Annotated in this window: 10 protein-coding genes and 1 tRNA gene; 8 read left to right on the top strand and 3 right to left on the bottom strand. The window is 35.1% G+C overall.

The genetic code is table 11. From position 1 onward, the window contains the following. Nucleotides 1–362 precede the first annotated feature (362 nt). The 4 genes from ACILQF_RS05110 to ACILQF_RS05095 all read left to right on the top strand — a co-directional run bounded on the left by ACILQF_RS05110 (nucleotide 363) and on the right by ACILQF_RS05095 (nucleotide 2,137). Nucleotides 363–668 carry a JAB domain-containing protein gene (locus ACILQF_RS05110; RefSeq protein WP_395626337.1) on the top strand — a complete coding sequence of 102 codons (306 nt, stop codon included), beginning with the start codon at nucleotides 363–365 and terminating at the stop codon, nucleotides 666–668. A gap of 196 nt (nucleotides 669–864) precedes the next feature. Further along, nucleotides 865–941, top strand: a tRNA-Asn gene (locus ACILQF_RS05105). 57 nt (nucleotides 942–998) lie between these two features. Continuing rightward, nucleotides 999–1,394 carry a DUF2306 domain-containing protein gene (locus ACILQF_RS05100; protein ID WP_395626336.1) on the top strand — a complete coding sequence of 132 codons (396 nt, stop codon included), beginning with the start codon at nucleotides 999–1,001 and terminating at the stop codon, nucleotides 1,392–1,394. Between the two features lie 161 nt (nucleotides 1,395–1,555). Further along, complete coding sequence (locus ACILQF_RS05095) at nucleotides 1,556–2,137, top strand: hypothetical protein (protein ID WP_395626335.1); 582 nt, start codon at nucleotides 1,556–1,558, stop codon at nucleotides 2,135–2,137. Nucleotides 2,138–2,400: 263 nt separating this feature from the next. Here ACILQF_RS05095 and ACILQF_RS05090 read toward each other — a convergent pair whose 3' ends face one another. Together ACILQF_RS05090 and ACILQF_RS05085 are read right to left on the bottom strand one after the other, a co-directional pair. After that, nucleotides 2,401–2,667 carry a hypothetical protein gene (locus ACILQF_RS05090; RefSeq protein WP_395626334.1) on the bottom strand — a complete coding sequence of 89 codons (267 nt, stop codon included), beginning with the start codon at nucleotides 2,665–2,667 and terminating at the stop codon, nucleotides 2,401–2,403. 35 nt (nucleotides 2,668–2,702) lie between these two features. Next, nucleotides 2,703–3,779: an alkene reductase gene (locus ACILQF_RS05085; protein ID WP_395626333.1), complete on the bottom strand. Its 1,077-nt coding sequence runs from the start codon at nucleotides 3,777–3,779 to the stop codon at nucleotides 2,703–2,705. 114 nt (nucleotides 3,780–3,893) lie between these two features. Between ACILQF_RS05085 and ACILQF_RS05080 the strand changes: the two genes are divergently transcribed. From ACILQF_RS05080 to ACILQF_RS05065, 4 genes are all read left to right on the top strand, one after another. Then, nucleotides 3,894–4,226, top strand: a complete 333-nt coding sequence (locus ACILQF_RS05080; protein WP_395626332.1) for a winged helix-turn-helix transcriptional regulator — start codon at nucleotides 3,894–3,896, stop codon at nucleotides 4,224–4,226. Between the two features lie 194 nt (nucleotides 4,227–4,420). Further along, nucleotides 4,421–4,963, top strand: coding sequence for a hypothetical protein (locus ACILQF_RS05075; RefSeq protein ID WP_395626331.1), 543 nt, complete (start codon nucleotides 4,421–4,423; stop codon nucleotides 4,961–4,963). A gap of 179 nt (nucleotides 4,964–5,142) precedes the next feature. Beyond that, the gene (locus tag ACILQF_RS05070; RefSeq protein WP_395626330.1) at nucleotides 5,143–5,622 is read left to right on the top strand and encodes a GyrI-like domain-containing protein; all 480 of its coding nucleotides are present in this window, start codon (nucleotides 5,143–5,145) and stop codon (nucleotides 5,620–5,622) included. Between the two features lie 767 nt (nucleotides 5,623–6,389). Beyond that, the gene (locus ACILQF_RS05065; protein ID WP_395626329.1) at nucleotides 6,390–7,541 is read left to right on the top strand and encodes a helix-turn-helix domain-containing protein; all 1,152 of its coding nucleotides are present in this window, start codon (nucleotides 6,390–6,392) and stop codon (nucleotides 7,539–7,541) included. 78 nt (nucleotides 7,542–7,619) lie between these two features. Here the strand turns inward: ACILQF_RS05065 and ACILQF_RS05060 are convergent. Then, nucleotides 7,620–12,794, bottom strand: a 5,175-nt coding sequence (locus tag ACILQF_RS05060; RefSeq protein ID WP_395626328.1) for a tail fiber domain-containing protein, incomplete at its 5' end; no start/stop codon positions are given.

Here is a 12,794-nt window from a genome sequence, read left to right as displayed (position 1 = left end):
GGTTTTTGATTCAATATTTCTGGTTAATTATGGAATTATACTAGCTCGTTATTTAGTTGCATATAATTGAAATTGAATTATTTATAAGGCATAAAGCAGTTTCAAATTATTTAATATGAAAAAAAAAATAAAACCATAGTTACATTTTTTTATCTTGATAAAATTATTATATAATTAAATTAATCTGTGCTTAGAACTTATAAATTTTAAATAAAAATTAACTCTTTAATAAAAATCTAAAAGAAATTATTTTAATTAAAACATAAATTCTAAATTGACCCTTCATTAACTCCTCAGTGCCCATCAGCACTGGGTTTTTTATTTTAACCCCCATGACAACAGATATATTATCAGAAATATAGGTGAGCTATAAACCAGGTTTAATCAGCTCCAGAATAATCACTAATTCTCAGGATGCATTTGAAATCTTAAACATGCTCTTCAGCCCTGACGCTATTTCATTACAAGAACAATTCGTTGTGCTTTATTTAAACAGAGCAAATAAAGTGATAGGCTCTTATCAACTCTCAAAAGGAGGCATAACAGGGACTATTGCAGATGTTACACTAATATTATCTGTAGCCTTAAAAACGCTTGCCACAGGGCTTATATTAGCTCATAATCATCCATCAGGAAATTTAAACCTTCTGATTCAGATATTAATTTAACAAAGAAAGTAAAGAAAGCTGCAATGTATATGGATATTGATTGTTAGATCATATGATTTTAAGCTCCAGTGGATATTACAGTTTCATTGATTATGGTATTAAATTTTGAACAATAACAAGCAATTAACTAATTATTAAACCAGGTCATGGTTTGCACATAGTTTGCACAGGGTAGTAAAAATGGGTCAAAAACTGCGTTCCTATTAGCTCAGCTGGTTAGAGCATCTGACTGTTAATCAGAGGGTCCCTGGTTCGAGTCCAGGCTTGGGAGCACTATCAAAGTAAAAGGGTTATACTTGTAAAGTGTAACCCTTTTTTATTTTCTACCTTATGATTATCCCATCATCTCCAATCGTACTAATTCATCTCTGCATTATATTACCCTGTGTCGTATTTGGCACCTATTTGATATTTGCAAAAAAAGGAACCCAATTCCACAAAACAATTGGAAAGGTGTATATGATATTGATGGGATTAACAGGCATCTTAACTTTATTTATACCAGCTCAAGTAGGTCAAAGGATTTTCAATCATTTTGGGCTACTGCACCTTCTGAGCATTCTAACTATATATACAGTCCCAAAGGCTTGGTTTGCAATTAAAAGAGGGGATGTCAAAACACATAAAAATTCAATGATTAGGCTATATGTTGGGGGTATTATAATTGCAGGAAGTTTTGCCATTTTTGCACCAGGTAGATATTTACATACCCTTTTCTTTAACTAAAGTATCAACACCGTTATTGAATTGCTATAAAGCCTTCAACCCTTCAATTTCCTAACAGTCACATACTTAATCATCGCATTATAGCTGCATCTTTCGTTGAAAAGGGGAGCACTATCAAAATAAAAAAGTTATACTTGTATAGTATAACCTTTTTTGATTTTATGAAAAAGTATTCTACTTTCCTTCTGATATTTCTCTCGTTAAACTTGTATGGGCAATCAGTTCAAAATAGGAATTGGGAGTATTCTAAAGTTGTTTACACCTCTTCCTCCCAAAAGAAAACAATTATTACAAATAGTTTACCTAAGGGAGGTGGAATCGTTTCCTATAAAGGAAAGGAGTACCATTATTTCATTTTTTGGACTAATGTACGTAATGAAGCACCATCGCCTCTGGATTTAAAAATTAAATTTCCGACAATCATTCCCTTTAAATCTAATGAATCGTACGCTAAAGTTGCCTTTACAAAGTCAAATATGACACTTGACAAAGTGCAAGAGTTCGATTATGGTCTTACGGGCATACCATCTCTTTTAAATAATGAATCAGATCAATTAAATGATTTGAATAATAGAATTTCACCTTTCAAAAATTATTTATTTTACAGCGCAATTTTCATCCATAAAACAAAATGGCCGGTTAGGGCAGAATATATATTAAAAGATAAAAAACTATATTACAAGATTACAGCCGGTACAGATGTTGTAATGGTTCCCTGCGGTAGTCTTGATTTTAAAAATTAAATATTGCGATTTTTGCAAAAAGGAAATTAAGAAATGAACCTCCTTCAAAATTGTACGAAGTTCAGCCCTTTAATTTCCAAATAGTCACATACTAAATCATCGCATTATAGCTGTTTCTTTCGTCGAAAATGGGAGCAACAAAAAAGTAAAAGGGTTATACTTTGATAGTATGACCCTTTTTTTATCTAATTACATTAATTGCAAAAGCATAAAAAACATTATTCAATTATATACCCCTACCGATAGGATTTAATAGAGAGTAATTAAAACTGCTGTATCAAATTCAAATATTCCACATTTTTTTTCAATTGGTATAAAGGCAATTCTGTCATTAAATCCTTTGCCTCATCTTCGCTTACATTTTTAAAAATCAAAACTGCACCATTTTTTAGCTCCCTTAAATAGAGGTGTTCTAAAACACCTTTCGTTTTCCATTGCTCAACTACTTTCTTTTCCTCGACAAGAATTTCTTGAAAATTGGATGGAATATTATCCATATCTAATGTTAAAATTGCTTGAATTCTGTTCATTTTATGTTGGTTTATTTATTAAAAGATATAATCAATTAGTTAAAAAAAGGATAGTCTATGTACCCTTTTTCTTGCCCACTATACATTGTAGCTCTATCGGGTTGATTTAACGGAGCATTTAGTTCAAATCTTTTAGGTAAATCAGGATTTGCTAAGAATAATGCACCATACGAAATGAGTTTTGCTACTCCTTTTTCCAATTCTTCTTCCCCTGTTTCCATTGTGTACCCACAATTTGCTATGATTGGATGATTAGATATATTTCCAAATGTTTCAATGTTATTTGTAGGATATTGAGGAAATTTGTCGGCAGGAAAAGGAACATTCATCAAGTGTAAATAGGATAATGGTAGTCTATTTAATTCAGTTATTAGACTTGTAAATTGTCCAATAATATCATTGTGTATCATATTATTATAAGTACTTGTTGGCGATAGTCGAATAGCCACTCTATTTTCGCCAATAGCATCAACCATTTGTTTCATAATTTCTAAAACAAAACGATTTCGATTTTCTATCGTGCCACCATATAGGTCATTACGTTGATTTGAACTTTCTGCTAAAAACTGATTAGGCAAATATCCAAATGCACTATGTAATTCTACCCCATCAAATCCTGCATCAATTGAATTTATTGCCGCTTGTTTAAAATCTTGAATTATACCGGTTATTTCTTCAAGTGTTAATTCTTTTGGGGTTTCATAATCTTTTGGTCCCGCCATTGTAAAATGCTGCTGCCCTTCAATTGCAATCGGCGAAGGTGCAACAGGCAAATTCCCATTTTTTACTAATGAATGTCCAACTCGGCCTGTATGCCACAATTGCGCATATATAAGACCTCCATTTTCGTGTACAGCTTTAGTAACCTTTTTCCACGCAGCTATTTGTTCACTTGTATAAATGCCAGGAGTTAACGGACTTCCAATTGCTTGTTCTGAAATGTTAATGGCTTCACTAACAATTAAACCTGCACTGGCTCTCTGAGTATAATATAAAATTGTAGAATCACCTACAATACCATTTATGGATGCTCTTGAGCGGGTCATAGGAGCCATTACCATTTTATTCTTAAGGTTTAGATTACCCAATATTGTTTTTTCTAATAATTTCATTTTAAGATTTTTTTGTTTTGTTGTAAATGTAAACTCAATACTTTACTTTTGAAAGTAGTTACACTAATGTATAGTAGTAACCCTATGTAAAGCAATGTTAAAAATCAGCGACTTATGGGAGAAATAAAAATCAAAATTTCTGAACATACTTGTTCCTTAAAAGATGTTTTAGAGATTATCGGAGGAAAGTGGGCAATGCCTATCATTTATATTTTATCAAAGGGCAAATTACGTTTCAAGGAATTAGAAAGAAGTGTCGAAGGAATTAACACAAGGATGTTAGTGAAGGAATTGAAGAATATGGAAAAGAATGGAATCATTAAAAGAGAGGTGTTTGCAACGGTTCCTCCTACAGTTGAATATACACTAATTGATAAAGGGCAAAAATTACTGCCAAGTATTATTTCATTGCACAATTGGGGTAAAGAATACGTTAATAAAGAATAAGATCCTTCACTTTTAAATGAATTATAACTATTTGATTTAAATATGGTTATGTAAAAATATGAGGTTCATAGCGGCATCTTTCGAGGAAAAGGGGAGTTAGACAAAGTTTTTGCAGCATATAATTTAAATTGTAACTTTATTTTTCGATTTATCGTCATAGTGAAAATGTTTTTCAAGAAACAAAGACAAAAAGTATGAAAAAAATCATTTACGCGCTGATATTACCACTGATTGGGGTTTGCGGATTGGTATTTGCAAATAGTGAAATAAGAAATGAAATTTCTAAAAAGTCAATTTCAAAGCCTCTTTCTGCTGCTGAAAGGAAAGCTGAATTGAAAAAATGGGAGGCCACCCCTGATGGTATGCTATTCAAAAAGTGGGAAGCATCTCCCGCAGGTAAAAAAGTGGATGCCAGCGCTACTAAAATAAGTAAGTCCATTAGGAATTATAGCAATATGGAGGGAGTTGTAACCTCTCTTTCTCTTCCCTTAGGCTCAAGATTAGGATTCGGAGTGATGGTAAGGATAAATAGTGATGACTATTTTCTTTCTTTTGGGCCAGATTTTAAAAATGAATTTGAGAAACTACATAGCCTGAAAGTTAACGACAAAATAATCATAAGAAGCCATAGCGTATCGAAGGCGCCCAAGTATTCATATGCAATTGTAGCAGGCGACTATGTAGAACGAGATGGTAAAGTAATTTATAAACGTGCACCTCGCAATGGTGGTTGCTAAGTAATTAAACTTCCTGGAATTTAACACGATGTTTAACCCTTTAATTTGCTGATACTTAAATACTCAATCAAATCATTATAGCTCCATCTTTCGATGGGAAGGGGGAGCGGCTAAATAAAAAAGGGTTATACTTGTATGTATAACCCTTTTTTATTTCTTTAATTTCAGAAATAGCTAGAATGAGTCCAATAATTGAATTTATAAACGAAAAGAAATTGGTCGGGAAACGAATGACCATGAGTTATGCCGATTATAAGGTTGGCGAACTATGGGCGAATTTTATGCCGAGAAGGAAGGAAATAACAAACAAATTGACTAATGATTTAATATCATTAGTTTTATACTCATCAACACATTTTGTAGACTTCAAAGCAACTAACGAATTTGAAAGGTGGGCTACAGTAGAAGTAGCAAGCTTCGATAATGTACCAGATGTAATGGAGACTTTTATATTGTCGAGTGGACTTTATGCTGTTTTTCATTACACAGGTTTAAGCACCAGTATCTCCAGTTTTTATCAAAATATTTTTACTGTTTGGTTACCTAATTCAGACTATAATTTAGACAGTAGGGCTCATTTTGAAGTTTTAGGTGAAAAATACAAAAACAATGACCCCTCTTCAGAAGAAGATATTTGGATACCGATAAAAGCAAAATAAAGCCTAGATAAATAAATCTTGTAAACTAGCAAGAGGTTTAACCCTTTAATTTTCTGATACTCCATCAACGCATTATAGCTCCATCTTTCGTTAAAAGGGGAGCTTGAAAATTAACCACTTACAATAATATTTAGGTGGTTTTTTCTTTTCTAAAGCTTTTTTTTCACCAATTTTAGGAGGGGGTGGTTCGCACATAATTTGCACACAACCTATCCATAACCACCTAAAAACCACGACCATAATACAACTCAAATTATAGTACAACTAAATTTGCTAAATGGTTTTAGATCAAATTGTCAATGAAAGAGACAATCATGCTAAGATCATGTCAGTCTTTAAAATTGGAAGGCTACAATATGAAAATTATGTAAACTCAACTAAGAGATTAATGAAATATCATCAAAGGACAAATCAATTTATTAAAAATAACAATAAAAAATAAAAACTTTTTATAATTCACAACGGTGTAAAGGCCGTAACTATTATTTTTATTCAAATTATTTAATTCTATTAACACAGAAATGATCGTACGTTATAATTGATATAATAAGTCGTGAATTAGAACGGATGGAGCTAACAAATGCTAAAGACTCAAGAATTCTGCTTAGCTATAAAGGGAGGCCGTCAACCCATAGAATTTAGCTTCTGAATACATTTATGCGAGGGGAGGGGATGATTTTTAAATATTCTTCCTATTTTGTGCTGATATTATTAGTTATAGTATGACAAAAAAATTGATATTTTAATTTAAGCATTGGCTCAAATAAATGATTCTTTATTTATCTATTTACTCGATTATTATCTCTATAGTAATTGCTATTCACAATTGGAGTATTAATAAAAATGCACTATTACTTTCAGGTATATTTATTATTTTTTCCACCTATAGTTTAGCTCATTATTTTTCTTCCGAATCGTCTAGTCCGTTTTGGGTGGCGATATTCTATAGTAATTTTTCACCCTTATGGTATTTACCAGGCCCTTTTCTCTATTTTTATACTAGAAACACCTTAACTGATAAGTCGATATTTTATACTTGGAAAGACTACTTGCATCTTTTGCCTTTCCTTATTCAATTTGCGAATATGTATTTCTACATTTTCAGTCCGTTTCAGAACAAATTAGAGGTGGCTAAACTTATCATACAAGATTTAAATAATATCAAATATTTTGGTGGCGGTGTATTATATCCGCCGGTTGTAGCTATTATTTCCAGACCAGTTTTGGTCATAATTTATAGTATTGCCAGTGCTTTTCTCTTTTTTAGATCTGACCATTTTAAAATAAAAATTCGGCAGTATAGATTTGTGAGAATTTGGATTTTTGTACTAATTACAACAATATTTATTATTGCAACCAGCTACTTTATCTTAACTCTGCTTTTGTTTGAGACTACGGTTTCTAGGGGTTTAATTCAATTTAAGCCAGCGCATATAGTATCAGGTATTGCCTTCTTTTTATTGCCAACGATACTATTTGTGTTTTTCCCTAATATAGTATATGGGATGCCCATTGTCCTGGATAAAAAGTCGAAAAACATTAAAAAAAACAGGTTAGAAAATTTCCATGATCCCCTAATTGAAACTACCGACCGTATTTTAGCTTATTTAAAGAAAGATAAACCATTTTTAAAGGAGAAATTTGACATTGCGGACATTGCAGAAAATCTGGATATTCCAAAGCACCATATCGCCTATTGCTTTTCCATCCTATTAAACATGAAATTTACAGCCTATAGGTCAAAACTTCGGGTAGACTATGCTAAGGAACTTTTGGACCAAGGAACTTCGGAAACTCTATCAATGGATGGAATTGGTACGCAATCTGGGTTTTCTTCTAGGTCAGGTTTCTTTGCAACATTTAAGGCCGAAACGGGAATGACACCCACTCAATATTTGGAACAAAAAGCTTTTAAATAATCATTTCATGAACTTTTTGTGAGATTGCAAGCCATTAATAGCCTATGCTATGTTAATTGCGTGCAATTTTTTGTTAATTTATTTTAAATTGGTAGATAATTTTTGCACTAATTGTTCAATGGCATCTAGGCGTTTTTTCTGCTCCTCTAATTGCTTCTTTAATGTTGTATTTTCCTTTTGAGCATCCTTAATCACCACATCTTGCTCCTGCATTGCTTTGGTTAACAAAGGAATGATAGAGATATAGTCTAGAGACAATAAACGATCCTTATCTTTTCCTTCAGTCACTAATTGAGGCAATACTTTTTGAACTTCTTGGGCAATAAAACCAAGCTCTTGTTTACTATAAACCGAATCTGCAAGGCTTACTTTTTTATCATAACTCACTGGACTTAATAAGTTCAAAGTTTTCATTGCACTATTAAGGCTACTTATATTTGTTTTTAATCTAAAATCTGAACTTAGAGCAACACCAGAAGCACGGACAGATCCAGTAGCATTAATGTCACCTGCGACATGCAATTTATAACTTGCATTAGGAATCGAACCAATACCCATATTTCCATCCTCGCTAATAGCAAGTCCATAACTTTCTGGACTCGTTCTACCAGGTAAAATTCTTAATCTTGCCCCATTCCCATCTGCATATTGATCAATAAACCAATCATAAGCACTTGTAGAAACTGATTTCTTAAAATTAAGTTGACCGCCTTCGGAACCGCCTTGTGCAGAAGTTGAATTTGGATGTAGCGTTAATGTAGCATCTACACTACCTAATGAGTTACCCATAGTTAAACCACTTGGTAAATAAGTTTGTGTTGTTGAACTATTACCAATGGTTGTTGTATTTGAACCATTTCCAACTGCACCATATCCGATAACCACTTCATTAGTAGAAGTATTTGTTCCTGCTCTTGTACCACTACCAATAAATATACTTTGATTAGAAGAGGTTAAGCTCACTCCAGTACTAGAACCTGCAAGTGAACCTGAATTATTACCTAATGCTACGTTATCACTACCTGCCTGGTTGTTATAAAGAGATTTATACCCATAGTTTGCATTTCCTGCTCCAGTTGTATTATTAAATCCACTCAATGAACCAATGATTGTATTTGTGCCTCCAGTCATGTTGTTATACATCGACTTAAATCCGATGGCTGTATTATCGTCGGAGGAATTTAATGAAGAAGCTACTAACGCTTGATGACCCATCACAACATTATTATTTCCCGTTCTATTAAATGACAAAGCAGAAGTCCCAACAACTGTATTATTTATTCCACTAGTATTTCTATGTAAGGCAAAAGCCCCTATTGCAGTATTATCTGATCCCGTACTTACCGATAAAGCGCCTGAGCCAATTGCGGTAACATATGAAGGAGAGCCTTGCCCAGATGCTGCCTGATATCCAATCGCTGTATTATTAAATCCAGTTCTATTAAGTTTTAACGCATCAACTCCAATTCCTGTATTTTTTACACCAGTAGAATTTGCATATAGTGCAGATTTTCCAATTGCAGTATTGTCTGGCATATTTCCTCCCCCCGTTCCAATTCCTACACCTTGTACTCTTAAGCCATAATTGTTCACACCTGTAAATGTGCTATTATTGAAAGTTGGATTGATATCTAAACCAGATAAAATTTGATTATTTGCAGTTGCTGTTACAGTAGGTGAAAAAGTTTTAACACCAGCAAATATTTGTGCTCCCGTTGTTACCACACCGCCATTCGTTGTATCCGCTGGGGTTAAAATCAATTCTGTAGTTCCATTTATGGTTGCTCCTTTCGGAGTTGAAGTCCCTGATATAGCCCCTATGGAACTTAATCCCCCACCACTTGATGCAGCAGCTGTTGACCAAGTTGGCAAACCACTTGCTAGTGTTAATACCTGACCATCTGTTCCTTTGCCTAGTCTTGTTCCTGTTCCACTTGTTCCTCCATAAATAATGTCTCCTGATGTTGTCATAGGAGACAGTCCATCAAATGCAGCAGTTTTGGTTGTTGCGCCTGTACCACCTTTATCAACAGCAATAGCAGTTCCACTCCAAGTTCCGCTGGAAATAGTGCCTAAAGATGTTAAATTCGAACCTGTAATTGTAGATGCCAAAGATGTTCCTGTTAAGGTTCCTGCATCTACTGCTGCAGGTGCCGAAGAAGTCCAACCTGTACCGTTAGATGTCAATACGTTACCTGAAGTACCTGGGCTGCTTAATCCTGTTCCACCTTTATCAATAGCAATAGCAGTTCCATTCCAAGTTCCGCTAGTAATAGTGCCTAAAGATGTTAAATTTGAACCTATAATTGTAGATGCCAAAGATGTTCCAGTTAAAGTTCCTGCATCTACTGCTGCAGGCGCCGAAGAAGTCCAACCTGTACCGTTAGATGTCAATACGTTACCTGAAGTACCTGGGCTGCTTAATCCTGTACCACCTTTATCAATAGCAATAGCAGTTCCACTCCAAGTTCCGCTAGTAATAGTTCCTAAAGTCCAACCAGTGGTTCCATTATGTTGGGCACGAACATTGCCCTGTCCATCAGAAATAATGATGTTATTACTTAGCGCCTCACTTAAATTTGCCGTTTGTACACCTAAAATTGTATTATAATTACCAGTGGTTAAACCAGTACCGCCATTATTACCAATAACAGTATTATATTTACCTGATGTTAAGGTTGATAAAGTTTGATACCCAACACCAATATTATTTGTTCCAATATTATTTGCAACAATGGTCGACATTTTTAAAGCTTTATATCCAATACCAGTATTATAGTTCCCATTTGAACCATATAAACTTTCGTTACCAACACCCACATTATAGCTGGGTGTTAAACTGTTATATAGGGATGCCATCCCTATCCCCACATTATCACCACCACTTGTTATTACAGGCAACGCTCCACTACCAATGGATGTATTCCCATATCCAGTAGTTAATTTTTGTAATGCATTATAACCAATGCCGATACTTTGATTTGAAGTTGTTACACTTTGTAACGCATTTCTTCCAATAGCAATATTCAACGCATTATTAGAACCGATACTCCTTCCAATAGTTAGCCCATTTACTTTTAAATCATATGCCCCCAAGTCAACTGGCCCACTCGCACCTGCGTAAGGTACACCAGTGGAAGCTGATGCAGACGTCCATGTATAGGTTCCACCAGCAGCAGATGTTAAATACTGTCCTGTGGCAGAAGCAGCAGTAATTGGGGATTGATAATCTGTTCCAGCGATTGCTGCACTCACAACCCCACTTCCGTTTGCTTTCATTAAACCAGTTACAGATCCTGCGCCACCATAATTACTTCCAATTACTGTTCCACTCCAAGTACCCGAAGTTATGGTACCCACACTCGTTAAACTAGAATTCGCAACATTACTTGCAAGTGAAGTTCCTGATAATGTTTCAGCACTCGCTGTTCCGATGTTTGCCTTAACAAAAGCTGTAGTGGCCAATTGTGTTGAATTATCACTTGTAGTAGGTGTTGGAGCCGTTGGTGTTCCAGTAAATGAAGGAGAAGCTAAAGGAGCTTTAGTAGCTAGAGCTGTATTAATAGTTGCAATGTCTGATGTGTTGCTTATAATGTTTGTTGTATTCGATGCAATACTAGTAGGTAATGTGGCGATTATGGCGGAACTTACTCCTCCTACACTATTCACTGTGCTTGCAAAACTTCCTGTACCAGTTCCTGAAACATCACCCGTTAATGTTATGGTCTGATCTCCTGTATTTGTTCCAGAAGTGTTTGATAATACACCTACTTGTGTAGTTGTTAATGGTGCTTGATAGTCTGTTCCAGCCACTGCAGCACTTACAACCCCAGTTCCGTTTGCTTTCATTAATCCATTCACTGTTCCTGCTCCACCCACATTACTTCCAATAGCAGTTCCATTCCAAGTTCCGCTTGTAATTGTACCTAAAGTAGTTAAACTTGAACTTGTAATATTAGAAGCTAAAGTAGATCCAGTTAGTGTTCCTGCATTAACAGCTGCAGGCGCCGAAGTTGTCCAAAAAGTTCCATTTGAAGTTAAAATATTACCAGCAGCTCCTGGATTAGATAAACCTGTGCCACCTTTACCCGTTCCTATACCAACTCCTACCCAAGTTGGACCACTTCCACCACTTCTAATTGCTACTGTACCTGCACTTCTAATTTCACCTTTCACATTTATATGAGACTCGAAAGTTTTATATCCAGCTATTGATTGTGTTCCATTCGTTAATATACCTCCATTTGTTGCATCCGCTGGTGTTAATATTAATTCAGAAGTACCACTACTTATTGTTGCTCCTTTTGCATTTGATGTTTCAGATATTGCACCAACAGAACTTAATCCAGCACTTGAAGCAGTAATCGAAGCTTTTACATACTCAGTTGTAGCAATTTTTGTAGAATTATCGCTAGTAGTTGGTGTTGGAGCAGTAGGTGTTCCAGTAAATGCAGGAGAAGCTAAAGGAGCTTTCGTAACTAAAGCTGTATTAATAGTTGCAATGTCTGATGTGTTGCTTATAATGTTTGTTGTATTCGATGCAAGACTAGTAGGCAATGTGGCGATTGTGGCGGAACTTACTCCTCCTACACTATTCACCGTGCTTGCAAAACTTCCTGTACCAGAACCCGAAACATCACCAGTTAAAGTGATAGTTTGATCGCCTGTATTGTTGCCACTTAATGTTGTGATTCCTAATTTAGTTTTGATCGTTGAAGCAGTTTCATCGCCTGTATTAGTTCCCGATGTATTAGACAATACACCTGCCTGTACATCAGTAACGTAATTCTTATTTGTGCTTGCCGCGATATCAGCCGTGGTGGCATCCGCACCGGCTGTAACCAATCCTTTTGTGTCGTATGTGATTTTTGTTTTTGCACCCGCTGTAATCGAGCTATTGGGAGCTAAAACAGTTGTTCCAATTACTAATCCTAAATTGCTTCTCGCATCGGCAGCATTAGTAGCACCTGTTCCACCATTAGCTATATCAATGGCTGTTCCATTCCATCTGCCTGCAGTAATCGTACCTACAGTTGAAATATCTGTTCCTACTAATTTAGTAGCAGTAATACTGCCGGCTAATTTTGCGTTAGAAATACTCACATCCGCTATGCCTGAATTGGAACTTTGCATGTCTACATAGTTCTTCACTGCTTTTTGTGATGGATAAAAGTCGTCACTTGGATTAGTATTTCCTAAATTGGAGTCAGTGCTTTTATTTGAGACAGCCTCTGCACCCAAGTTAGATAAAGC

This window comes from Daejeonella sp. (assembly GCF_044232565.1).
GTDB lineage: Bacteria > Bacteroidota > Bacteroidia > Sphingobacteriales > Sphingobacteriaceae > Daejeonella.
The sequence above is the reverse complement of the archived record's forward strand: the minus strand, read 5'-3'. Positions and strand labels throughout refer to the sequence as shown.

Coding starts and splice junctions, on each gene's coding strand:
- ACILQF_RS05100 (WP_395626336.1), top strand. CDS start 999: ATGATTATCCCATCATCTCCAATCGTACTAATTCATCTCTGCATTATA.
- ACILQF_RS05065 (WP_395626329.1), top strand. CDS start 6,390: ATGATTCTTTATTTATCTATTTACTCGATTATTATCTCTATAGTAATT.
- ACILQF_RS05095 (WP_395626335.1), top strand. CDS start 1,556: ATGAAAAAGTATTCTACTTTCCTTCTGATATTTCTCTCGTTAAACTTG.
- ACILQF_RS05070 (WP_395626330.1), top strand. CDS start 5,143: ATGAGTCCAATAATTGAATTTATAAACGAAAAGAAATTGGTCGGGAAA.
- ACILQF_RS05085 (WP_395626333.1), bottom strand. CDS start 3,779: ATGAAATTATTAGAAAAAACAATATTGGGTAATCTAAACCTTAAGAAT.
- ACILQF_RS05090 (WP_395626334.1), bottom strand. CDS start 2,667: ATGAACAGAATTCAAGCAATTTTAACATTAGATATGGATAATATTCCA.
- ACILQF_RS05075 (WP_395626331.1), top strand. CDS start 4,421: ATGAAAAAAATCATTTACGCGCTGATATTACCACTGATTGGGGTTTGC.
- ACILQF_RS05080 (WP_395626332.1), top strand. CDS start 3,894: ATGGGAGAAATAAAAATCAAAATTTCTGAACATACTTGTTCCTTAAAA.